Annotated in this window: 22 protein-coding genes; 8 read left to right on the forward strand and 14 right to left on the reverse strand. The window is 58.3% G+C overall.

Annotation, left to right across the window (positions count from 1 at the left end; all coding sequences use genetic code 11):
• From BLT38_RS18845 to BLT38_RS18865, 4 genes are all read right to left on the reverse strand, one after another.
• Nucleotides 1–1,122 (reverse strand): tetratricopeptide repeat protein, encoded by a 1,122-nt coding sequence (locus BLT38_RS18845; RefSeq protein ID WP_083346571.1) that lies wholly within the window; start codon nt 1,120–1,122, stop codon nt 1–3.
• Between the two features lie 89 nt (nt 1,123–1,211).
• Nucleotides 1,212–1,907 carry a 7-cyano-7-deazaguanine synthase QueC gene (gene queC, locus BLT38_RS18850; RefSeq protein WP_083346572.1) on the reverse strand — a complete coding sequence of 232 codons (696 nt, stop codon included), beginning with the start codon at nt 1,905–1,907 and terminating at the stop codon, nt 1,212–1,214.
• A 283-nt stretch (nt 1,908–2,190) separates the two neighbouring features.
• Entirely contained in the window at nt 2,191–2,478 is a 288-nt protein-coding gene (locus BLT38_RS18855; RefSeq protein WP_047490874.1) for a putative signal transducing protein, read from the reverse strand.
• A 211-nt stretch (nt 2,479–2,689) separates the two neighbouring features.
• Entirely contained in the window at nt 2,690–4,303 is a 1,614-nt protein-coding gene (locus BLT38_RS18865) for a carboxylesterase/lipase family protein (RefSeq protein ID WP_172838354.1), read from the reverse strand.
• A gap of 10 nt (nt 4,304–4,313) precedes the next feature.
• On the opposite strand from BLT38_RS18865, the gene BLT38_RS18870 reads away from it, so the two are divergent.
• Nucleotides 4,314–5,003 (forward strand): epimerase, encoded by a 690-nt coding sequence (locus tag BLT38_RS18870; RefSeq protein WP_172838355.1) that lies wholly within the window; start codon nt 4,314–4,316, stop codon nt 5,001–5,003.
• A gap of 4 nt (nt 5,004–5,007) precedes the next feature.
• Here BLT38_RS18870 and BLT38_RS18875 read toward each other — a convergent pair whose 3' ends face one another.
• The 7 genes from BLT38_RS18875 to BLT38_RS18905 all read right to left on the reverse strand — a co-directional run bounded on the left by BLT38_RS18875 (nt 5,008) and on the right by BLT38_RS18905 (nt 10,060).
• Nucleotides 5,008–6,051, reverse strand: coding sequence for a purine nucleoside permease (locus tag BLT38_RS18875; protein ID WP_083346575.1), 1,044 nt, complete (start codon nt 6,049–6,051; stop codon nt 5,008–5,010).
• Nucleotides 6,052–6,134: 83 nt separating this feature from the next.
• Entirely contained in the window at nt 6,135–6,833 is a 699-nt protein-coding gene (locus tag BLT38_RS18880; RefSeq protein ID WP_083346576.1) for a Crp/Fnr family transcriptional regulator, read from the reverse strand.
• Nucleotides 6,834–6,920: 87 nt separating this feature from the next.
• Nucleotides 6,921–7,622, reverse strand: a complete 702-nt coding sequence (locus BLT38_RS18885; protein WP_083346577.1) for a 7-carboxy-7-deazaguanine synthase QueE — start codon at nt 7,620–7,622, stop codon at nt 6,921–6,923.
• Nucleotides 7,623–7,628: 6 nt separating this feature from the next.
• The gene (queD, locus tag BLT38_RS18890) at nt 7,629–8,006 is read right to left on the reverse strand and encodes a 6-carboxytetrahydropterin synthase QueD (RefSeq protein ID WP_083346578.1); all 378 of its coding nucleotides are present in this window, start codon (nt 8,004–8,006) and stop codon (nt 7,629–7,631) included.
• A 71-nt stretch (nt 8,007–8,077) separates the two neighbouring features.
• Nucleotides 8,078–8,374: a hypothetical protein gene (locus tag BLT38_RS18895; RefSeq protein ID WP_197674909.1), complete on the reverse strand. Its 297-nt coding sequence runs from the start codon at nt 8,372–8,374 to the stop codon at nt 8,078–8,080.
• 15 nt (nt 8,375–8,389) lie between these two features.
• A complete protein-coding gene (locus BLT38_RS18900) occupies nt 8,390–8,941 on the reverse strand; it encodes a DUF6580 family putative transport protein (RefSeq protein WP_083346579.1) in 552 nt (183 codons plus the stop codon).
• Nucleotides 8,942–8,974: 33 nt separating this feature from the next.
• Complete coding sequence (locus tag BLT38_RS18905; RefSeq protein WP_083346580.1) at nt 8,975–10,060, reverse strand: metal-dependent hydrolase; 1,086 nt, start codon at nt 10,058–10,060, stop codon at nt 8,975–8,977.
• Nucleotides 10,061–10,101: 41 nt separating this feature from the next.
• Between BLT38_RS18905 and BLT38_RS18910 the strand changes: the two genes are divergently transcribed.
• The 3 genes from BLT38_RS18910 to BLT38_RS20600 all read left to right on the forward strand — a co-directional run bounded on the left by BLT38_RS18910 (nt 10,102) and on the right by BLT38_RS20600 (nt 12,966).
• Complete coding sequence (locus tag BLT38_RS18910) at nt 10,102–10,554, forward strand: hypothetical protein (RefSeq protein ID WP_083346581.1); 453 nt, start codon at nt 10,102–10,104, stop codon at nt 10,552–10,554.
• Nucleotides 10,555–10,575: 21 nt separating this feature from the next.
• Nucleotides 10,576–12,690, forward strand: a complete 2,115-nt coding sequence (ligA, locus tag BLT38_RS18915) for an NAD-dependent DNA ligase LigA (protein WP_083346582.1) — start codon at nt 10,576–10,578, stop codon at nt 12,688–12,690.
• Nucleotides 12,691–12,807: 117 nt separating this feature from the next.
• Nucleotides 12,808–12,966, forward strand: a complete 159-nt coding sequence (locus BLT38_RS20600) for a hypothetical protein (protein ID WP_156785213.1) — start codon at nt 12,808–12,810, stop codon at nt 12,964–12,966.
• Between the two features lie 71 nt (nt 12,967–13,037).
• Here BLT38_RS20600 and BLT38_RS18920 read toward each other — a convergent pair whose 3' ends face one another.
• A complete protein-coding gene (locus tag BLT38_RS18920) occupies nt 13,038–13,658 on the reverse strand; it encodes a TetR/AcrR family transcriptional regulator (protein ID WP_083347198.1) in 621 nt (206 codons plus the stop codon).
• Nucleotides 13,659–13,868: 210 nt separating this feature from the next.
• On the opposite strand from BLT38_RS18920, the gene BLT38_RS18925 reads away from it, so the two are divergent.
• Nucleotides 13,869–15,596, forward strand: coding sequence for a DHA2 family efflux MFS transporter permease subunit (locus BLT38_RS18925; RefSeq protein ID WP_172838357.1), 1,728 nt, complete (start codon nt 13,869–13,871; stop codon nt 15,594–15,596).
• Between the two features lie 41 nt (nt 15,597–15,637).
• On the opposite strand, the gene BLT38_RS18930 is transcribed toward BLT38_RS18925, so the two are convergent.
• The gene (locus BLT38_RS18930; RefSeq protein WP_083346584.1) at nt 15,638–16,543 is read right to left on the reverse strand and encodes a transglutaminase-like domain-containing protein; all 906 of its coding nucleotides are present in this window, start codon (nt 16,541–16,543) and stop codon (nt 15,638–15,640) included.
• A 241-nt stretch (nt 16,544–16,784) separates the two neighbouring features.
• Here BLT38_RS18930 and bla point away from each other — a divergent pair, with 241 nt between their 5' ends.
• Complete coding sequence (bla, locus tag BLT38_RS18935; protein ID WP_083346585.1) at nt 16,785–17,693, forward strand: subclass B3 metallo-beta-lactamase; 909 nt, start codon at nt 16,785–16,787, stop codon at nt 17,691–17,693.
• 8 nt (nt 17,694–17,701) lie between these two features.
• Here the strand turns inward: bla and BLT38_RS18940 are convergent, their stop codons facing one another.
• Nucleotides 17,702–19,006, reverse strand: coding sequence for an acetamidase/formamidase family protein (locus tag BLT38_RS18940; RefSeq protein ID WP_083346586.1), 1,305 nt, complete (start codon nt 19,004–19,006; stop codon nt 17,702–17,704).
• A gap of 190 nt (nt 19,007–19,196) precedes the next feature.
• On the opposite strand from BLT38_RS18940, the gene BLT38_RS18945 reads away from it, so the two are divergent.
• Both BLT38_RS18945 and BLT38_RS18950 read left to right on the forward strand, forming a co-directional pair.
• Entirely contained in the window at nt 19,197–19,997 is an 801-nt protein-coding gene (locus BLT38_RS18945) for an SGNH/GDSL hydrolase family protein (RefSeq protein ID WP_083346587.1), read from the forward strand.
• 73 nt (nt 19,998–20,070) lie between these two features.
• Nucleotides 20,071–20,916 (forward strand): sugar phosphate isomerase/epimerase family protein, encoded by an 846-nt coding sequence (locus BLT38_RS18950; protein ID WP_231966623.1) that lies wholly within the window; start codon nt 20,071–20,073, stop codon nt 20,914–20,916.
• Nucleotides 20,917–20,980 lie beyond the last annotated feature (64 nt).

The following is a 20,980-nucleotide window of genomic DNA, read 5'->3' on the forward strand; positions in this document are numbered from 1 at the left end:
TTACTTCTTCTTGCCCTTGTTGGCCTTGAAGTCTGCGACCTGCTTCTGATCGAATGCGGAGACAATGCCCTGCACGTCGGCAGCATGAGCGCCGTTCGGAGCCAGCTCCAGATACTTCAGGTAAGCATCCAAGCAGCCCTCAGGAGCTTCCATCTTCTGTGTCTTGGCGTTCAGTGTTGCCTTGTCGATCAGACTCTGGCCCTTGATGTAGTACGACTCAGCCTTGGTCGGGTCGGCAGCGATTGCCTTGTCGGCAGCCTGCGCAGCCTGATCGTGGTTGCCGCTGTTGTAGAGCACGGCGGCTTCGTTGTAGTAGTACACGCCTGCCTTGGCCGGTTCAGCAGCAGCGGCCTTGTCGTAGGCGGCGAGTGCGTCGTTTGGCTTCTTGGCGCCCACCAGGGCCTGGCCCAGGTTGTTGTAGGCGCTACCCGAGATGGACGGGTTCGGCTTCTTGGATGCAGCGTTGGTGTCTGCTGCCTTCTGCAGGCTGGTAGCAGCGTCGTCGAACTTCTTGGCACCAAGCTGTGCGTTGCCCAGTTCCAGCCACAGGATGGCTTCGTCCGGCTTCTGCTGGGTGGCCTGCTGCATCTTGGCGATAGCGTCGTCGTACTTGCCAGCCTTCTCGTCGTCGCGAGCGCCCGTCAGCAGACCGTTCAGGTTGGCCACGGTCTTGTTGGCAGCAACGGTTGCAGCGTTGGCCTTCTTGAAGTCCTCAAGCTGCTTCTTCTGCTCGGGCGTCATGGCCTTGAGGAACTCTTCGCGGGTCATGTCGTCGTTCTGCGCGGTGTCCTGGCCGGGCTTGATCTCCACGTCGGCGATGTAGTCCACCGTGGCGCCCTTGACGATGTAGAACATGACGTACTTGCCGGGCTTGATGCCGGCACCCTTGAAGTCACCGTTCGCATCGAGGGGGAAGCTGTACTCGTACTTGCGGGTCTTGTCGTCAGTGCTGCTGCGGTCGGTCGTCAGCTTCACGTCGCCCGTGGACTGCGCCATGCCTGCGGCGTTCTGCACATGGCCGTGGATGCTGCCGGGCTGGTCCGGGGTCTGCTGAGCGAATGCCAGGCTTGCCGGCGAAAGAACCGCTACCATTGCGGCTACGGAAAGAATGCGAGACTTCATGGTCGTCCTGCTCCTTGCTTGTCACCGGCGATTAAGCCGGTATCTCTGAATGCAAACGTAAATGGGTTGCCGAAGTTGCGAATCACTGCCTAACGCTTCGATGCGTAGGGAATCGGGTCTGTGCTGCCAGCCTCCTGAAAAGCCCGCAGCCGTAGAACGCAGCTTTCACACACTCCGCAGGCAAACTCCTCGCCTGAGTAGCACGACCAACTTACATGTAACGGAGCACCCAATTCAACACCCAGACGCACGATCTCGCGCTTGCGGAGTTGGATGAGTGGCGTTTCCACCCGAATATCGCCCACAGCAGTGCCTTGGCGGATTAATTCGTTGAAGGCGTCATAATACGCCGGGCGGCAGTCGGGGTATCCGGAGCTGTCCTGTTCGACCGCTCCGATGAAGATGGTCTTCGCTCCGATGACCTCTGCCCAGCTTACGGCGGCGGAGAGGAAGTGGGCGTTGCGGAAGGGAACGTAGGTGACGGGAACGGCGTCGCCGATCTTGCCTTCGTCTTCCGGAGCGTCCGGAACGGCGATGGAAGTGTCCGTCAGCGCCGATCCGCCGATCTGGCGGAAGAGATCCATACGCAACTGGAGAAACTGTTTGAATCCAAGTGCTTCTGCCACGCCTTGCGCGCTCTTCAACTCGCGGGCTTCGGTGCGCTGGCCGTAGGAGAAGTGGAGGGCGTAGGCGTCGTAGTCGCGTGCCGCCAGCGCTGCGCATACGGTGGAATCCATCCCGCCGCTCAGGCAAACCACCGCTTTCTGGCGTGTTTCGTTGCTCATGGCTTCATTCTAAGTTGCTTGTATGAACGGCTATCCAAGGCAGGGGTACCCCCCTCCCCCTGTTTTTCTAAAATCGTCTTTCTATTGGGGTTACGGATTGGGTGGCGCTAAAATCGTCTGCCCATTGGGGTTAGGGGCAAAATCGTCTTTCTAAAAGAGTTAGGGCCGCACGATGGCGACCCTTTTCTCTTCTACTTCTATTTTAGAGGTTTGACGGAAATACCATGTCAACGATATTTCCTTTTGTTTGTTACAGATGTCACGTCCAGGGGCTTGACAGGTTTTAGAGGTCGTCGCCGTTGTCGGCGAGGGAGGCACCCTTTGCGGTTTCGCCCACGGCCACTCCGTCTTCCACGAAGACCGGGACGTTGTTCAGGAGCTCGCGGGCGGTCTCGGCGTCTTCCGCGCGTACCTGGAGGCGTGCGCCGCTTACGGGGAGCAGGATGTTTGCTTCTTCACCGCTGAGGAAGGAGTCGATGCCGGCTCCGTCGAGTACGCTTTGCGCTACGGATGCTTCGCCTACTTCGGAATAGCTGGCCACGGTTACAAAATCTTCGTTCTGCTCTGCCATTGGTCTTTGACCTTTCTTCTATACGGGATAGGACGCTGTTCGAGGTTGCAGAGATGGATCAGTTTCCGTTCGGCATCGTAGTGGTGCGAGAAGAATGCAGGTCCTTCGGCTTCGCTCAGGATGACGGTCTTCGAGCGTAGGATCGCGCGTTGCGCGATGCCCAGGTTAGCTTCGCGAACCTGGGTCACCCTTGTCGTCGATTTCCTTGTAGCTAGTGCTTGAGCAGGACGCTCTTCCAGAAGGCGGCCCGGGCTGCGTCTTGTTGCGATTGCGCTTTGGGTGTGGTGTCGATGACGTAGAAGGGGCCGCCGCCGTGCTGTGCGGCAACCCATGTGGATGAGGGTTTGCCTGTGGAGGCGAACTTCAGCCACTCGCCGCCTGCGATTTTGCTTACGGCGTAGTCGGCGTCTTCGTAGTCGCGGTCCTTTACCTGATCGAGTGTTTCGAAGAAGTATGGGACTTCTGCGGTGTGGTGTGCGCCGAACTCGGGGTGCGCCTTCCACGGTGGCGTGCGTGCGAACCAGTAGAGATAGACGGAGGACTCCCGGCGGCGCTGGTAGGCGTCTGCGTAGAGCGTGGTGATGGCGATGTTGCGGTCGCGACCTGCCTGCATCTGGCTCTTGGCTGCCTGTGCGTCATCGTCGGCGGGATAGAGCTTGAGGAAGCGATCGGCATTGTCGCCGTACTTCTTTGCGACGTCGGCGCGGAAGGCTTCCGCGGAGAGCTTTGTTGTGGGGAAGCCTTCGTCTTTCACCCAACCGATCATGACGGGAACGTCGCTGCCTACGGGATGTGTGAGGTCATCGCCCGGCTGTTCGGTGAGCCAGTAACCATCCACGACGGGGCGCTTGGGTGGTGCGTCTGGTGCATTGAGCAGTGTCTCTGCGGGGACGGCACGCAGAGCGTCCAGCGTGCCGCCGTACTTAGCGGTGAAGGCGTCGCCGAGCTTGGCTGCTTCGTCGAGCGAGCTAACGGTTGTGGCAGGCCACAGTAGCGGATCGCTGTTGAGGATGGCGCGTTGGAAGAGGCCTTTTGCCTTGGGCGATGCAAGTAGTTCTGCTACCGATTCCGCGCCTGCGCTTTGGCCTGCGACTGTAACTCGTTGCGGGTCGCCACCGAAGGCTGCGATGTTTTTCTTTACCCAGTCGAGTGCGGCGATCTGATCGGCGAGAGCGTAGTTGCCTGCACTGTCGTGGCCGCTGTCTGTGCGCAGGGCCGAGCTGGCGAAGTAGCCAAAGATGCCGAGACGGAAGTTCACCGTGACGACGATGAGTCCGCTCTTTGAAAGTTGTGTTCCGTCATAGCTGGAGATGCCACCGCTGCCTTCCACGAAACCGCCGCCGTGCAGATAGACGAGTACGGGGCGATGGCCGCTGAGCGAACCGGCTGTCCACACGTTGAGCGTGAGGCAGTCTTCGCTGACATCGTTTTGCACCATGAAGGCTTCGGTCCAGGGCAGATGGCTGCGCGAAAGTTTCTGCATGCAGGCAGGGCCGATCTTGTCTGCAGCGAGCGCTGTGGCGCTGCGCTTCACTGGCTCTGGGGCTTTCCAGCGTAAGGGGCCGAGCGGTGGTGCGGCATACGGTACGCCGAGGAAGCTGCGTACGTTGCCGTTGGTTTTGCCGATGAGGTCACCGCTGTCAGTGGAGACGGTTTTCTGCGCGAAGATGCAGGGGCTGAGTGTGAGAGCAAGAGCCGCAACCGCGATCTTCCGAGTTGAACTGCATGTGAGCCAGCGCATAGGCGCGATGATAAAACGCCATGGAAGACTGCGCCAATCGCCATGCTGATGATTTAGGGGAATCTTCACTGGATTGCGCGGCATCGCATTGCATATGCGAGTAATTGTGTTTGGCGGCAGCGGCATGGTGGGACAAGGCGTGTTGCGCGAATGCCTTCTGGATACGGGTGTTTCTGAAGTGTTGTCCGTGAGTCGGCGCGCGCTGGATGCGTCAGTGGATAGCGCTGTGGATCGCAAGAGTCCGAAGCTGCGTGAGCTGGTTTGTCCGAAGGAGTTTGAGTCGCTTGACTTCAATTCGTTGGCCGATCAGCTAACGGGTTACGACGCGTGTTTCTTTCCGCTGGGCGTGTCGTCCGTAGGTATGAAGGAAGCGGAGTACACGCGCATTACTCGTGACCTGACGCTGGCTGTGGCGCGTGTGTTGGTGGAGCGCAATTCTTCGATGGTGTTTGTGTATGTGTCAGGTGAAGGCACGGACGCGAACAGCAAGACGATGTGGGCGCGTGTGAAGGGCGGCGTGGAGAATGCGTTGTTCGATATGCCGTTTCGCGCGGCATATGCGTTTCGTCCGGGATTGATTCTTGCCAAGAATGGCATTCGATCGAAGGTGGCGATCTACAACTTCTTTTATCGTGCTCTGTTTCCTTTGGTGTGGGTGTTAGGTAAGTTTCCTAAGTTGTCCACGGATACGGAGACGGTGGGACGCGCGATGTTGCGCGCAGCAAGAGAAACGCCGCAGCAACGCGTTTGGAATACTGCGGCGATTAATTCTCTTGGGCGATGAGTGATTACGGCTTGGGCTGCGGCATGCGGTCGCGAAGTGTGGGCCAGTTGGTGACGATGTTGCGCACCACGACGTCGCCTACGCGGTATGCGGAGTCAAGCGATGGCAGGAAGGCCGAGTACTTGGTGATCTTGGTTTCAGCCAATGATTCCGCGGCGGTGATGCCTTCGCGCTGCTGGTCGTAGTTGCTGGCGGTGCGAAGGACGAGGACGCGCTTTGAGTCGACTTTGCCTGCTCGATCAAGCCATGTAAGCGATTGCAGCGTGCCGGTGTCTTCCATGCCGCAGATGGCGTAGGTGCCGTGTCCGTCGGTCTGGTAGCTGACCCAGTCGCGTGCCCATTGGTTCAGTAACTTACCGTGCCAGAAGGTGCTGGCGCTGAGGTTGTCGCCACGCAGGACGAATGGCGGCTTCTTTGCGGCGGGTTCTGCGAAGCTTTGGCGGCGTTCGCGGATCTCTGCGTTGTCAGGCAGCTTTACGTCGCGCGTGAGGTTGTATGCCCAGTCGACGAGGCCGGTGTTCAGGTGGAAGACGATGCCGTTCTCGTCGGTGCGCGGCTTCTCGTATGGTGTGGATTTGCGTAGAGGGACGTAGCCGGTGGGCCAGTCTTTGGGGACTTCGCGGACATCGATTTCGTGTGCGATGTCGCCGTCTACGATCCAATCGGACCACACTGCGGATGCGAGCGAGCCTTGCTTGGGATCGATGCCGCCGATGCCTGCGATGACCCAGTAGGCGTGTGTGAGATCGAAGCGCGGATCGGTGCCGAGCGCCATGATGGTAGCGGATGCGCGTGCGGTGCCGACGCCGGTGACGATGCCGAGTACGCCGTCGTCGTTCATGAGCGCATCGTGATACGCGGCGGGCATGGCGTAGCGATGGGTGAGGTGTTCGCCTTCGACCCAGTGCTGGAATTCGCCGGGAGTGTCGCCGGTGTCGTTCCCCACTTCAAACATGGTTACGACGACGACTTTTACTGGAATCTTTGTTTGTGCGGTTGCGACGCCGCAGAAGAGCGATGCCGCGAGAAATGCATGCAATTTGCGCATACTTTGATGGTACGCGAATGCTGTGTGCGGCCGCGGTAGAAGGGTGTTTCGTTGTAACAATCGCCTGTGCCTGGAAGTGCGAATCAAGCGCGATACAGCGTAGCGATGCCTTTGCGCGAGACTTCGTAACATTCGCAGGCTGCGTTCTCGAGGCCTGAGCGATTGATGATCTTGACGTTGCCTCGCACGTATTCGATGAGGCCCTTGCGTTTGAGGTCGCTGGCTACGGATGCAACGGTGGTGCGTTGCGTACCGAGCATTTCAGCCAGGAACTCCTGTGTGAGGTACAGCTGATCGCTTTCGGCGCGGTCGGCGCTCATCAGAAGCCATCGCGCAAGACGGGACTCGGCGTGATGCAACAGGCCGCAGGCACTGGTTTGGAGCGAGACATTCCATGCCATCTGCGCCCACTCCAAGACGTAGCAGCGGAACTCCGTTGATTGCAGGAACCATGCTTCGCCGGATCTGCGCGGAACGCGAAGGGCTTGCCCTCCAACCTGCATGACTGTTGCGGCAGCGCAGCATTGCGGGCCGAGCAGTGAAAGCGAACCTGCAAGGCCATCTTTACCGCACATGGCGACTTCAGCGGTTCTGCCGTCCTGCATGGATATGACCATGGAACACAGGCCCTTGGTGATGAAGTAGAGGTAGGGTTGTAGTTCTTCTACCGTGGCCAGATGGAAGGATTGAGGTAACGAGACCGGCTCTGCCACACCCGCTATGGCTGCACGTAATGCGGGTGAGAACGCATCGAGCATGTGGTTTCCGGTGGATACGGGCATCTGAGACGCACCTTCCAGGGAGTGCTGGAGACAAACTCCCGCATGTGACTTGAGTGCCACAGCCGATAAATGGTTTTCTGGGTAGTGCTAGACGCCCTTTTTTTGTGGTTCCCACACAAATTTATGGACTTGCAGGGAGAGGCGCGCGGGCAAAAGGTCGTCGAGCATCCACTGCACCAGGTCGCGGGCGTCCAGTTCCATGTTGTCCGCGGTGCGCAGCGGGGAAGGATGCTGGATAAATGCCGGTGAAAGCAGGATGTGTCCCAGTGTTCCGTCGGCGATTTTCGAAGCGAGATGCTCGCGAATGAAATCGCGTGCGAACTCGTAGTCGCGCCGGTCGCGGAGGACGAATTTCACTTCGTCGCGCGCGGTGAGCGTGTCGAGGTTGCTCATGCGGAATGAGCCGAAGGCGGTGCCGCTGCCGGGGCACTTCACGTCGACGATTTTGTGGACTGCTGTGGGGACTTCTTCCAACGGGCGTTCGCCGCTGGTTTCCATCATCAGCGTGTATTTCGTTTTTTCGTCGTTCAGCAGGCGCTGCATCAGCGGCAGAAGATCTTTCGCGTGCAGCATGGGTTCACCGCCGGTGAACTCAACCAGCGGGCACGCGAGTGCTTCAATCTGCGCGACGACTTCGTCTTCCGTGAAGGGCTTGCCACCGGTGAAGGTGTATTCGCTGTCGCACCAGGCGCAGCGAAGGTTGCACCCGGCAAAACGCACGAAGATGCATGGCACGCCGGTAAACGACGATTCGCCCTGAACGGATTTGTACAGCTCGATGAGGCGCACTGGTGATTACTCCGAGTACGTCGCCTGCGATGTGTTGGTTTCGAAGATGGTGCTGCTCTTCACGCGCACGCGGCCCTTGGTTACGTCAGAGAGGCGGGTGTTCGTTTCGTCGAAGAAGTATTTCGCCAGGTTTTCTGCAGACGGATTCACGGTGGTGAACGGCTCCAGATCGTTAATCATCTGGTGGTCCAGGTAGTTCACCACGGGCTTCAGAATGTCCTTCAGGATCTTGAAGTCCAGCAGCAGGCCGTTCGGCTCCAACTCTTCACCGGCAAGCGTTACCAGCACACGATAGTTGTGGCCGTGCGGGTTCTCGCACTTGCCGTGATAGTCGCGCAGGTAGTGTCCGGATGAGAAGTGGGATTCGACGGTTACTTCGTACATAGCAGTTCCTTAAAGAGATGCGCCGCAGTGTTATGCCGGTGCAGGATTCCGTTTCGTTTGTTGCAGCGGCCTTAGCCGCGGCGCTTGCGCTCGTTCTTTTCGTTTTCGCGCTGGCGCAGGTGTTGACGATGAATGTTGGCTTGTCCGCCGGGAGTGCGGCGTTCTGCCTGCTCGAACATGCCCTGCAGGACTCCCAGGAGGGCTACGAACAGGCCCAACAGCATGAGAACAATGCCGATGGTGCGCCACAGGCTGCTGTCAGAGGGAGCACCCACCTCATGGGTGATACCCGTGAAGCCGATGACGTAGCAGAGCAAGGAGAACGCAATAAGTGTTGCCGCCAGAATGTACAGATTGCGGCTCAGCATGACAGCGACCCCTGTTTACGCCGCATTCTTGCGGAATGTCGTGCCGGCCAATCCCGGAATGTTTTCGGTGGCGGGCAGCAGGAAGAACAGGCCGGAGAACAGCAGCGTGGAGATCAGATCGTTCTGATAGAACGGCACCGCTGCTGTGTAGCAGGCGATGAGACCTTCTGACGTGTGCGGATACATGCCGCTGCGCAGGAAGACCACGAAGTTGCTCAGCAGGAAAAAGCTGGTGGAAGATGCGAGCGCGGCCATGCCCACGCTAAGCCACGAGTGCTTGCGGTGCAGCGTTACAGAAGCTGCGAGGATCACCGCGGCATACCAGAGCCATGTGACGATGTAGCCGCTGAGATGGAAGGCATAGCCGTAACCGAAAACAGTGAGCCACCAGTCTGTGGCTGCAAGAGCTACTACGGCGAAGGCTGCGTGCCAGCGCTTTCCACTGGCCAAGCATGCACCGAAGAAGAGCAGCGATGCGCCCATGGTGGTCACATTGCCGCCAGTGATGTGCAGCAAGCTTGGCAGCACACGACTCAGGATAGCGATAAGGAGCACCAGGTAGGCCATACGTCTATTCTCCCACAGTGGCGTTGGGGTGATCTACGGCAGTTTCTGTTCGGTTTTGCCCAGAAACAGGCGCTGGACGTGCTGCGTGCCGTCCACCCAGGCTTCCGCGCCCAAAGGAGCGGTGCTGCCGCTCATGCCCAGTACCGGGTAGCCAAAACGCAGATCGGTGAACCGCACCACGTGCCAGGAGCGTTCCTGTGGCTCCAGATCCATCTCAGGATGCACCTGCTCTGCCGTGCCACGATCTTCGACCATGGGAAAACGTGCCCAGTCGAGATACACACGGCCGAGCCAGCTTTGTTTTGCAGCCACCACGGCGGGTGTCACGGGCGGTTTGGACAATGTGCGTATGGTGTCCGTGTCGTAGGTGCCGGTGTGGTTGTCAAAGCGGCCCAGTTCCATTGCGGATGAGGTTTCTGCCACCACGAACCAGCGGAACGGGTTGATGGGATATGGGTTCAGACCCATGCGCCACACAGGTCCGCTTTGATAGTCCTGATTGCGTGCCTGTGTTTTGGCGTCGCTGCGCTGCATGTAGCGGTAGCCCCAGAGCGCAGTCATAAGGATGAGCGCTGTTGCGGCCAGCCCTTGGCCAGCGGAGCGCGGTTTCTTTGCGCCGATCTCACCGTTGATCAGCGAGAGCAACATTGGCAGGATGAGTGCCCCACCGAGGAACAGGAGCAGTAGCGGTTCCACGATGAAGATCAGGTCGCCGTAATACCAGCGCGGGTTCCACGGGGCGAAGGGACGTACGCCGTAGTTGTTGGTCCAGTCGAGCAGCAGATGACTGAGCAGAGCCACAAGACAGAGGCCGAAGAGTAATGGCCAGTTCGTGGGGATATCGATGGAGCGGCGTTGGGGCCGTTGCTTCTGCATCCGATGGACGAAGTAAAAAGCGGCGGTGATAACTGCGGCTTGCAACGGCAGTGACCACAGTGCGTGTGTCCATCCGCGGTGGTGCTGGAAGTAAACGAGTGGGCCGCCGAGTCGGTAGACGTAATCCGCGTCCGGTATCTCTGCGGCGATGACGCAGGCGACGGTTGCGTAGCGGACCTTTGCAGGTAAACCCAGCGCACGCGAGAGGCATGCGCCCGTCAGCATGTGGGTAACGGGCTCCATTGAGCGCAAGCATACACTCTTTGCCGCGAGATAATGGCTGCATGGCCAGTAGTTTGCCGGTAATTGACTCGCAGAATGATTTGCATTCGTTGGTACAGGCTTTTGAAGCGGGAAGTCTGCCGAAAGCTGCGTGGACGCATGCCGCACATGTGGCTGTGGGAGCCAACTACGTCTCTCTGCATGGTGAGCCGCTTGCGCTGGAGACAATGCGTCGGCGCGTTCGCGCTTACAACGAGTCGGTGGGCACCGTGAACTCGGACACGAGCGGATATCACGAGACGCTTACGCGTTTCTGGATTGCGGTGTTGGCACGACTGCATGAAGAGGAGAAGGCAGCGTCGCATCTGATGTTTGTGCAGCGAGCCGTGACTCTTTATGGTGGCAGGCGAGATCTGCATCAACGGTTTTATAACTTTGACGTGGTGAAGAACACAGAAGCGCGGCAGGCATGGGTGGCACCTGACCATTGGCCCACCTGCGGCATCATTTCTTAGTCAGAATTTTTCAAGGCATCCATGAGCGAACAAACGACGGTAAAAGAAATTGACGCGCTGCGACGTGAGATTGAACATCACGAACACCTGTATTACGTGATGGACGCGCCGGAGATTACGGATGCGCAGTATGACCGGTTGATCAATCGGTTGAAGGCGTTGGAGACGGAGCATCCGGAGTTGGTTACACCGGACAGTCCTACGCAGCGTGTTGGTGGCAAGCCGAAGGAAGGCTTTGTGAAGGTCGCGCATTCGCGGCCCATGCTGTCGCTGGATAACGCATATAACGAGGCCGAGCTGCGTGCGTGGGCGGATCGCGTGGCGGCTTCGATCCATCGCAACGAGACGTTGGAATACGTTTGCGAATACAAGCTGGATGGCTTGTCGCTGGCGATGCACTACGAAGGCGCGGGGCATGGTGCAGCGCATCTATCGCGTGGGCTTACACGTGGTGATGGAACGGTGGGAGAAGATGTCACCAGCAATGTGAGGACGATTCGCAGTGTGCCCTTGGCCGTGAGTGCGGACAAGTTGAAGAAGGCGCATATGCCGCAGACGTTTGAAGTGCGTGGCGAAGTGGTGATGCCGCAGGCTGCGTTCATCAAAATGAATGAGGAGCGCGTGCGTGCGGGGCAGTCTCCTGCAGCGAATCCGCGCAATGCGGCTGCGGGAACGATTCGCACTGTGGAGCCGAGCATCGTCGCGCAGCGTCGGTTGGATTACTACGCTTACTTCCTTCTAGTGAATGGTGAGTTCTTATTGCCAACGCAGAGCGAGACGCTCGAGGCGTTGCGTACTGCTGGCTTCAAGACGAATCCGTATGCGCGCACGGTGGCCACGATTGATGATGTGTTGGCGTTCATTGCAGAAGCAGAGGCACGGCGCGACAACCTTGGTTATGAGATTGACGGCATTGTGATCAAGGTGAACTCGGTTGCGCAGCAGAAGCGACTGGGCTTTACGGGCAAGGCACCGCGTTGGGCCATTGCGTATAAGTTTCCTGCGCGTGGTGCGGTGACGAAGCTGCTGGGTGTGAAGTTCCAGGTGGGACGCACGGGTAAGTTGACGCCGGTTGCGGTGCTTGCGCCTGTTGGGATTGGCGGCATCACGGTTGCTCGCGCGACGTTGCATAACCCGGATGAGATTGCGCGACTGGGTGTGAAGATTGGCGACTCTGTTGCCGTGGAGCGTGGCGGCGATGTGATTCCGAAGATCACGGAAGTTGTGAGCGATGCGCAGCATCCACGTGGTGATGTGGAGATTGTGTTTCCTTCGCGTTGTCCGCGATGCGATCAGCCTGTGCTGCGTGAAGAGGGCGAGGTGGACTATCGCTGCGTGAATGCGAGTTGTCCTGCGCGTTTGCATGAGGAGTTGGTTCACTTTGCTTCGCGCGGTGTGATGAACATTGAAGGCCTGGGCGATGTGATGGTGGGGCAGTTGCTTGGTCACTCGCTGGTGGAAGCTGCGGAGGCAGAGGATGTGCCGTTGGAAGAGGCTGATGCAGCGAGTGAGGAAGAGCCGACTCGTGCTGCGTTGGTGCATACGGTTGCGGATCTGTATCGGTTGAAGGCCGAAGATTTATTGACGTTGGAGCGCGTTGGGCAGAAGACCGCGGATGCGTTGATTGAGCAGATTGATCGTTCGCGCAAGGCGCCGCTTTATCGTGTGTTGCTGGGGCTTGGCATACGGCATGTGGGCGAGCGGACGGCGCAGGATCTGGCGAATACGTTTGGCAGCATGGATGCCATCATGCAGGCTTCCGTTGATGAGTTGAAGGCTGCGGAGGGGATTGGGCCGATTGTTGCGCAGACGATCTATGACTTCTTCCAGGTGAAGAAGAATCGTGATCTGGTTGAGGATCTGCGTGGGCAGGGATTGCAGTTTACTGCTGAAAAGAAAGTAGTTGGCACGGCGCTGGCGGGAATGACGTTTGTTTTGACGGGTACTTTGCCTACGCTGACGCGTGATGATGCGAAGCAGCGGATTGAGGCTGCGGGCGGTAAGGTGTCTGGAAGTGTCTCGAAGAAAACGAGTTATGTGGTGGCTGGCGAGGAGGCCGGAAGCAAGCTGGATAAGGCCCGGGAATTGGGCCTAGCTGTACTGGATGAGGCTGGATTGCTGCAATTATTGGGCTGAATCGCGCACTTTTGGGGTCGTAAAGGGCACTTTTTGCTCGGTTTGGGAAGATTTTGGGAATGGTTTCAGAGGCATCTTACTTCTAGTCTGCTTATGGAAGCGGAAGGAGGAAGACGAATGAATCTTTTCAAATGGATGTTAGCCACGGCCCTGGTTCTGGATGCGGCGCTTGTGATGACGGCGCGTGTGGTTCCGACGACTTCTCCGGTGCAGAGTGTTGGCATGGCTACCGATCAGGAATCGAACCTTGCCGTGAGTACCGCTTCGCTTCGTTAAGTTCCTTATTCAATCTCCAAGAAGAACGGCCCGCATTGTGCGGGCCGTTTTGTTTTCCGGATGCGGTCGAGTTATTCGAAGTAGCGCATTACTGTGTCGACGATGATGGCGGTGTCGCGTGCGATGTCGCGTTCGCAGAGGTGCAGGAAGCGGCGCTCGTTGGAGCCGCGGATGGCGTCCATGACGAGCCAGCCGATGGCGCTGAGATCGCGGGGAGGCAGGTCGCCTTCGTCGATGGCTTGCTGAAGGATGTCGACGAAGCTGCGTTGTGCGGAGCGAAGGAGTGTCGCGGTTTGTTTGCGGTGCCTGGTTTCGCGACCCACGGTGAGAATCATGTGATACATGTCGCCGCGGGAGCACCAGAAGTCGAGGCGTGTGTGTATCCATGCTTCGACGCGGCTCCGTGTGTCTTTCGCTGCGGCTACGCGTTCGTCGGAAAGGACAGAGAGGTTATCGATGGCGTGTTGTAACGCGGCATCGTAGATGGCGTCTTTGGACTTGAAGTAGAGGTAGAGCGTGCCCTTGGCGATGTGGGCCTGGGTGGCGACGTCTTCTGTGCGCGAGTGATGGAAGCCTTTGCGTGCAAAGACTTTGAGCGCGGCCTCGATGATTTCGCTGCGACGAAGGTCAGTGAGGACCTGTTTGCGCGAGGCGAGGCGGGTGGATTTTTTCGTCGATTCCGAGACGGCCATTCCTGCCCCAAACTAACACGCGATTTGTTTGATGAGCCAACTTTTAGCTCGCGACAAAGACGGCCGGTTCTGCGGACCTGGCGGTGGGCCACGATCGTCACCGTTGGACGTAAGCGCTTCAGGGGTAAGAGGTTCTGCGGTTCGGGAAGTTTCGTTGCATCCGAGAGCGTTTTCGGCGACTCAAATGACCGGAGAGTCATTGCGCTGACTATGCAGTCATTACAGGAAGAAGAAAACGCTTTGCCGCCTGGGGAAGAGTCTCATGGGGCGTCATCGTTGCATCATGCGGAAGAGGTGATGGATCGCGCTGAGACGGCGCTGGCTCCCTCTGCTGCAGAATTTGAACCGGGTGTGCCGTTGGCGCGTGCACCCGAACCGCGTGTGTTTAATCCGTGGATTATTGCGCTTGTGGTGACGATGGGCACGTTCATGGAGGTGCTGGATACGTCGATTGCGAACGTGGCGCTGCCGCATATTGCAGGCAGCCTTTCTGCTTCGCAGGATGAGAGCACGTGGGTGCTGACGAGTTACCTGGTTGCGAATGCGATCATTCTGCCGATCAGCGGATGGATTTCAAGCGTGTTGGGGCGGCGGAATTTCTATCTTGGCTCAGTGATTCTGTTCACGATTTTTTCTGCGGCGTGCGGCATTGCGCCGACGCTGGGTGCGCTGGTGGTGTTCCGCGTGTTGCAGGGACTTTCCGGTGGTGGTTTGCAGCCGAGTGTGCAGGCGATTCTGGCGGATGCGTTTCCTGGCGAGAAGCGCGGTATGGCGATGGCTGTGTATACCGTTGCGATTTTGTGCGCGCCGGTGCTGGGGCCGACGCTGGGCGGATGGATTACGGATAACTATTCGTGGCGCTGGATCTTCTACATCAACATCCCGGTGGGTGTTCTTTGCGCCTTCTTCACGCGCATGGTGTTGCATGATCCTCCGCATCTGACGAAGGCTCGTGAAGCGCGTAAGGGCAAGCCGATACAGATTGATGGCACGGGTCTGGCGCTGGTGAGCATTGGTCTTGCAGCGACGGAGATCGTGCTGGATCGCGGACAGGAGCTGGACTGGTTTGGTAACCCGTTCATCCTGTGGAGCACGATCATTGCTGTGGTTGCAGTGGTGGGCGCGATCGTCTGGGAACTGCATGTGAAGAACCCGGTGGTGAATCTGCGGCTGTTGAAGGAACGCAACTTCCTGTTCTGCTGCGTGATTGTGCTGGGCATGTACACGGCGCTGTATGCGACGACATTCCTGCTGCCGCAGTTCATGCAGGAGTTGATGGGGTATGACGCAACGACTGCAGGTATTGCCGTGTCGCCTGCTGGTTTGGTGACGATGCTGGAAGTGCCGCTGGTGGGCTGGTTGTTGAGCAAAGGCACAGATGCTCGACGGTTGATTGCTTGCGGCATCATCACGATGACTGCGGGTACTTATTGGCTATCGCTGGGCAATCTTAATGTGGCGGAGACCAACCTGATCTGGCCGCGTGTGTTGCAGGTGATGGGGCTGGGCATGACGACGGTGCCGTTGTCGACGATCATGTTCCGCTTTCTGCCTGCAGATCAGAGCAGCAATGCTGCGGGTATTTATGCGCTGGTGCGTAACGAAGGCGGATCGATTGGCATTGCGCTGTCGAGTACGTTTCTGCAACGCATGACGCAGGCGCACCAGACGTATCTGAGTGCGGACATTACTTCGTCTTCACCGGGTGTGATGCAGCAAATCAAATCTGCGGGTGCTGCGATTGGCGGTGCGGCGATGGATAAGACGTATGACGGTATGGCGTTGCTGTATCACCAGGTGCAGCAGCAGGCGCTGTTGCTGGCGTATATGGATCAGTACCGTTTGTTCGCTTATATCCTGGCGTGTTTGTTGCCGATGGTGCTGTTGTTGAAGCGGCCGCCAAGGGTGGTTGGAAAGATCACGCTGGACGCACACTAACCAGACGGCTTGGATGGCGCCATGCCGATCTGTGCACGCATTCACTGCAGAGTAATTGGAGAGGCAGCACTGGGATCCGTGCTGGTTGGCAGGGGCACGGGACGTCCATCACAATCGACCTCGTTCGATTCAACATGGAAGTGGGTCAATTCCGCCAGGCCGAAGCTCGTGGTGATAGCCACGTCAGCAGCGTCTCTGCCGAAAGCCATCGGGATGCGGCCGAGTCGAGGCGTGTGGTGCCGTGCGTCCATGTTCCACCACTGGCCAGCAAGCCAAACCTGATACCACGCCGAAAAATCGCCGGGGCCCGCATAGGGGACGCGAATATCTCCCAGATAACCCGTGACATAGCGGGCGGGAATGTTTAGCGCACGAGTGAGCGTAATTGCCAGGTGCTGAAAATCGCGACAGACCCCGACGCGCTCCGTGAACACGTCCATCGCTGTTTTGGTCGATCGCGCCGCTTTGTAGTTGAAAGCGACCTTGTCATGTACCCAGTCGCGGATTATGGCTGCTCGCTCCCAACCGGGCTTGGTACTACCGAAAAGTTCGGCGGCAATAGCCCCGAATTCGTCGACCTGACAATAGCGGCTGGCGAGCAGGAACTGCAGCGCTTCGTCTGGAAGGTCTTCGATCGGTATCTGTGCAAGTCCCTCTCCCTGCGGATCGGGTGTTTCGGAGGCTTCCATTACATTGGACCCAGAAAGACGGACTGCTCCTTCTGGAGCGACGAAACGTGAACATCGATTTCCGAAACTGTCGATGTACTGTGATACCTGCAGCGGGATTGGTTCCAGCCGTTCCTCCACTGCAACAATGTGTTCGACCGTGAGGGTGTCAGCGGATAGAAGTCTGCTCTCCACGGACGGGTGGACGTGTAATACGGCAACGATCGGGGTCTGTTTCGGAATGTGAAACTGGATATCAAATTCGGACTTGATCTTCATTTGGATTTTTCGTGGAAGGGACGGCCTCCCCTCGACTCTCAAGAGATTTCATCGGCGCACATCAGCGGTGGTTTGATGCGCTGTTGGACGATCGCGGTTTCCCTTTGAGGAGATCGGCCCCAGTCCGTCGCGCACTAAAGCTAAGGCCCGCCCAAATGGAGCGGGCCTTTTGCATTGTTCACAGAGGTCGCATCTGCGTTGCTAACAGGCCATAGGCACAAAGACTGCCTATGCTGGTTGGATGAAGCGGCGGAATCTTTTTGCGTGTCTGATGCTGTTAGCGGTGAGCGTTTGTGTGGGGCTGCGGGCGCAGGTGAAGGCGATCTGGACTACGCCTCTTGCTCCATTTCGTATTGCAGACAACTTGTATTACGTGGGTAGTCAGGATTTGGCTGCTTATCTGGTGACCACGCCGGAGGGCAACATCCTGATCAATGCGAATCTGCCCTCGTCGCCGGTGCAGATTCGGGCGAGTGTGGAGCAGCTTGGGTTCCGCTGGAAAGATACGAAGGTTCTGCTGGTGGGGCAGGCGCACATGGACCATGCGGGTGGTGCGGCGCAGATTGAGCGCGAGACCGGCGCGAAGCTGAAGGTGATGGAGTATGACGCCGAGGTGATGCAGGCCGGTGGCGCGAATGATTTCCTGATGGGGACAGGATCGGTGCAGAACTATCCGCCGGCGCGTGTGGACACGGTGCTGCATGATGGCGATACGGTTTCGCTGGGTGGCGTGGTGCTGACGGCGCATCGCACCGGCGGCCATACGCGCGGCTGTACGACGTGGACGATGCGTGTGCATTTGCCGGGTGAGCCTGCGGGGAAACAGCGCGATGTGGTGATTGTGGGCGGCTATACGCAGTGGTCGGATTATCGGCTGGTGCCTTTGCATGCGAAGGCGGCTTCGTATCCGGGTATTGCAGAGGATTTTCAACACACGTTTGACACGCTGCGGAAGCTGCCTTGCGATGTGTTCCTCGCGGATCACGGCGAGCACTTTGGAATGTTGGCGAAGGTGAACCGCATGGCAAAGGAAGGCGATGCGGTATGGATTGATCCGGCTGGATATCGCGCTGTGATTGATGCGGGTGAGAAGAGTTTTCATCAAGCGCTTGCGGAGCAGCAGAGGGCTGCTGCATCCGCTGCGCGTTAATGCCAACGCTAGTGCGGCGTTTGCGGTGGATGCAGGTGGTTGAGCAGGTCCTTGTCGATTTTGAGAGCGATGCCTGAGTTGCGGTCGGCGACTTCTGTAACGCGATAGTGTGCGGCTACCCCGAGTAGCTGGCCGAGTTCGCTGGGATTGAGCTGATATTTGTTGGCGAGCCAGCCTGCCATGTTGCTGGTGGCGTCTTTGATGGCGTCGTCGAGGTAGCCGGAGTAGCCGAGGGCGATGATCTGCGTTGGTGTTTCGATGCGGGGGAAGCCGGTTCTTTGATTCTGGATGAGGTCGACGGTGACGGTGACATCCATGGATGTTTCGAGCGCGTTGCCGTTGAGTTCACCGTCGCCTTGCAGCGCGTGGCCGTCGCCAAAGTAAAGCAGCGCGCCGGGGTTGATGACGGGCAGATAGACGGTGGCGCCTTCGGCGATTTCATTGAAGTCCATGTTGCCGCCGTAGTAACCGGAGTCGCCGGTGGGGGGCGGAGCATCGCTGGGACCGACGGCTACGGCGACGCAGCCGAGCATGGGATGCAACGGGACATTGAGATCTTTCAACACGGCGCTGCCGGAGTCGGGCGATGCCGTCATGTGTACGCGGTCGAGCTTCCATTTAATGCTGCTGTGGTTGTCGCGTGTACGGATGGCAAGAGATGGTGAGAGCGCGGACTGCACGAGGTCGTCGTTTGAACCGGCGGTGTCGCGTGTGAGACGCAGCTTTTGGATGTGGACGGCGATGGTGTCACCAGGCTGTGCGCCTTCAATGTAGAACGGGCCGGTTTGCGGATTGCCGCCGGCGATGCGCTTGATGTCGTTCTCGTCGTTGCCGCCTGCGTCGACCGTGGTGGTGTGGATGGTGTCGCCGGAGTTGATGTGCAGCACGGGTTTGTTGAGTGCTGAGTATTGGCGGTAGTAGGTGGTGGGTTTGAACTCGTGCGTTTTGGGCGTGGTTTGGGGCAGCGGCTTCACGAGCGTGGCTGTGAAGGGGCAGACGAGGGGCGATGCGATTTCGCCGAAGGTGACTGTGCCGGTGAGGGCGTCGTGGTCCTGATGCGCGTCGACGATGACGTGGTTGCCGTTTTCAGTGCCTTCGACTTTGAGGTGGCCGCCGGTGTTGGTACCGGTGAGGTGGGTGCCGTTGTATGTGCCGGTGACGTGTGCGGCGTCGTGCTGGTCGAGGTCCAGGCGGTAGTAGCGTGTGGCGCCGTAGAAGTCGGCGGTGAGCTGCCAGCGTTCGTTGGTGGCGGATTGTTGTTGAGCAGGCGCCAGCGTGGCGGTGAGCAGGAGTAATGGCAGCAGATGCTTCATGGCAAGAGACGCCTTTCACAGTTGATTGCTACAGGGACATACGCGCTGCGACCCGACGGCGAATGCAAGCATTGTAGGAATCTGATGCCACGCTTGCCGCGTGCTGGCGCGATTCGCCTGATCCTTGTGCATTGCGCGGGGGCGGTCTGGCTTCGTACACTGGCCTGCACACAGGAGAACCACGCGAATCATGTCGTTCATGCGCAATGTTGCACTCGTTACCGCGACCACTTTGGTGGTCAGTACTGCTTTGTTGGCTCAGGCGGCTGCCGCACCTGCTGAGGCACCCAAACCGATTGATGCGGTGTTGGTGAAGGACCCTTCGACGCTGACGCCGAATGAAATTTCAGGCTTGCAGAAGAAGCTGGCGGATTATGCGAACCTGGCTCGCTATGCGAGTGCGAATGCCGCGTTGGGACCGGCGGAACCGAAGCGCGTGGTGTTTTTTGGCGACAGCATTACGGATGCGTGGGGCAATGCGGCGCTGAACAAGCCGACATTCTTTCCGGGCAAGCCGTATCTGGATCGCGGCATTGGTGGGCAGACGACTCCGCAGATGTTGATCCGTTTTCAGCAGGATGTGGTGGCTCTGAAGCCTGCGGCGGTGCTGATCCTGGCCGGAACGAATGACATTGCTGGAAATACAGGTATTGAGTCGCTGGAGCATGTGCAGGACAATTTCCGTTCGATGGCGGCGATTGCGGATGCGAACCACATCAAGCTGATCCTGGCGAGTGTGCTGCCGGTGGACGATTATCCGTGGCGTCGTGGTCTGCAGCCTGCCGAGAAAATCCGCACGATGAACGCATGGATGCAGCAGTTCTGCAAGGATCACGGCTACACGTATCTGGATTACTATTCGGCGCTGACGTCGCCGACGGGCGGCATGAAGCCGGACCTGGCGAAGGATGGGGTGCACCCCACGCCTGCGGGATATGCGATTATGCAGCCGCTGGCACAGGCGGCGATCGACAAGACGATCGGCAAGTAAATCGAACAAGGTGAGGCGGGGGAACCTTCAATGGTTCCCCCGTATGCTTTGCGGCCTGCTATGGTCAGGGGTGATGAAGCGGTCAATTAGTACGCATGTTTTTCTGCAACAACGGCTGCACGCGGGCCTGCTGGATGCAATGGTGGCGGCGGGTGCGCAGTCGATTGAGCTATTTGCGGCTCGGCACCATTTTGATTACACCGATCGCGCGGAAGTGAAGGAACTGGCGAAGTGGTTCCGCAGCCATGATTGCCGCGCGACGTTGCACCAACCCATCTTCGAAACACGGGCTTCCGACTGGAGCCGCCATGTTCCAGCGACCATCAACCTGATTGATGTGGAGAAGTCGCGCCGCATTGATGCGATGGATGAGGTGAAGCGCGCGCTGGAAGCAGCGGAGCAGATCGATATTGACAGCATTGTGCTGCACCTGGGCACGGCGAACGATACGTGGAGCGAGCGATCGCTGGACCTGTCGATGACTGCGGTGGAACACATTAAGGCATTTGCGCATCCGCTGGGTGTGAAGACGCTGGTGGAGACGTTGCACAACGACGTGACCACGCCGGAACACCTGATGGACATGCTGCGCATTGCGCACCTGGATACCGTGAATGTGTGCCTGGATATTGGGCATGTGAATCTTCACGATATGGGCGGCGTGCAGAATGCGTTTGCTGTTTTGGGCAATCGCATCCGCGAAATTCACCTGCATGACAACCACGGTGAGAAGGATGAACACCTGTGGCCGGGCGATGGCACCGTGGACTGGGATGTCGTGCGCAAGGGCATTACAGGGCTGAAGCATGAGCCGGTGGGAACACTGGAGATTGCGTACGAGCCCGAGATTGATGCGAAGGCGATGAGCGCGAAGGCCGCAAAGGCGTTTGCGATGTTGGAAGAGCCTGTCCGAAATTAAAAGTTCCTTGGAAAAGTAAAAGGCCGGATGCCGGCCTTTTACTTTCTTTTTTCATTTTGAGCGC

This window comes from Terriglobus roseus, assembly GCF_900102185.1.
Classification (GTDB): domain Bacteria; phylum Acidobacteriota; class Terriglobia; order Terriglobales; family Acidobacteriaceae; genus Terriglobus; species Terriglobus roseus_A.

What these genes read in the sequence shown, in the direction of transcription:
- BLT38_RS18845 (WP_083346571.1), bottom strand. Translation starts at nt 1,122, where the DNA reads ATGAAGTCTCGCATTCTTTCCGTAGCCGCAATGGTAGCGGTTCTTTCG.
- queC (WP_083346572.1), bottom strand. Translation starts at nt 1,907, where the DNA reads ATGAGCAACGAAACACGCCAGAAAGCGGTGGTTTGCCTGAGCGGCGGG.
- BLT38_RS18855 (WP_047490874.1), bottom strand. Translation starts at nt 2,478, where the DNA reads ATGGCAGAGCAGAACGAAGATTTTGTAACCGTGGCCAGCTATTCCGAA.
- BLT38_RS18865 (WP_172838354.1), bottom strand. Translation starts at nt 4,303, where the DNA reads ATGCCGCGCAATCCAGTGAAGATTCCCCTAAATCATCAGCATGGCGAT.
- BLT38_RS18870 (WP_172838355.1), top strand. Translation starts at nt 4,314, where the DNA reads ATGCGAGTAATTGTGTTTGGCGGCAGCGGCATGGTGGGACAAGGCGTG.
- BLT38_RS18875 (WP_083346575.1), bottom strand. Translation starts at nt 6,051, where the DNA reads ATGCGCAAATTGCATGCATTTCTCGCGGCATCGCTCTTCTGCGGCGTC.
- BLT38_RS18880 (WP_083346576.1), bottom strand. Translation starts at nt 6,833, where the DNA reads ATGCCCGTATCCACCGGAAACCACATGCTCGATGCGTTCTCACCCGCA.
- queD (WP_083346578.1), bottom strand. Translation starts at nt 8,006, where the DNA reads ATGTACGAAGTAACCGTCGAATCCCACTTCTCATCCGGACACTACCTG.
- BLT38_RS18895 (WP_197674909.1), bottom strand. Translation starts at nt 8,374, where the DNA reads ATGCTGAGCCGCAATCTGTACATTCTGGCGGCAACACTTATTGCGTTC.
- BLT38_RS18900 (WP_083346579.1), bottom strand. Translation starts at nt 8,941, where the DNA reads ATGGCCTACCTGGTGCTCCTTATCGCTATCCTGAGTCGTGTGCTGCCA.
- BLT38_RS18905 (WP_083346580.1), bottom strand. Translation starts at nt 10,060, where the DNA reads ATGGAGCCCGTTACCCACATGCTGACGGGCGCATGCCTCTCGCGTGCG.
- BLT38_RS18910 (WP_083346581.1), top strand. Translation starts at nt 10,102, where the DNA reads ATGGCCAGTAGTTTGCCGGTAATTGACTCGCAGAATGATTTGCATTCG.
- ligA (WP_083346582.1), top strand. Translation starts at nt 10,576, where the DNA reads ATGAGCGAACAAACGACGGTAAAAGAAATTGACGCGCTGCGACGTGAG.
- BLT38_RS20600 (WP_156785213.1), top strand. Translation starts at nt 12,808, where the DNA reads ATGAATCTTTTCAAATGGATGTTAGCCACGGCCCTGGTTCTGGATGCG.
- BLT38_RS18920 (WP_083347198.1), bottom strand. Translation starts at nt 13,658, where the DNA reads ATGGCCGTCTCGGAATCGACGAAAAAATCCACCCGCCTCGCCTCGCGC.
- BLT38_RS18925 (WP_172838357.1), top strand. Translation starts at nt 13,869, where the DNA reads ATGCAGTCATTACAGGAAGAAGAAAACGCTTTGCCGCCTGGGGAAGAG.
- BLT38_RS18930 (WP_083346584.1), bottom strand. Translation starts at nt 16,543, where the DNA reads ATGAAGATCAAGTCCGAATTTGATATCCAGTTTCACATTCCGAAACAG.
- bla (WP_083346585.1), top strand. Translation starts at nt 16,785, where the DNA reads ATGAAGCGGCGGAATCTTTTTGCGTGTCTGATGCTGTTAGCGGTGAGC.
- BLT38_RS18940 (WP_083346586.1), bottom strand. Translation starts at nt 19,006, where the DNA reads ATGAAGCATCTGCTGCCATTACTCCTGCTCACCGCCACGCTGGCGCCT.
- BLT38_RS18945 (WP_083346587.1), top strand. Translation starts at nt 19,197, where the DNA reads ATGTCGTTCATGCGCAATGTTGCACTCGTTACCGCGACCACTTTGGTG.
- BLT38_RS18950 (WP_231966623.1), top strand. Translation starts at nt 20,071, where the DNA reads ATGAAGCGGTCAATTAGTACGCATGTTTTTCTGCAACAACGGCTGCAC.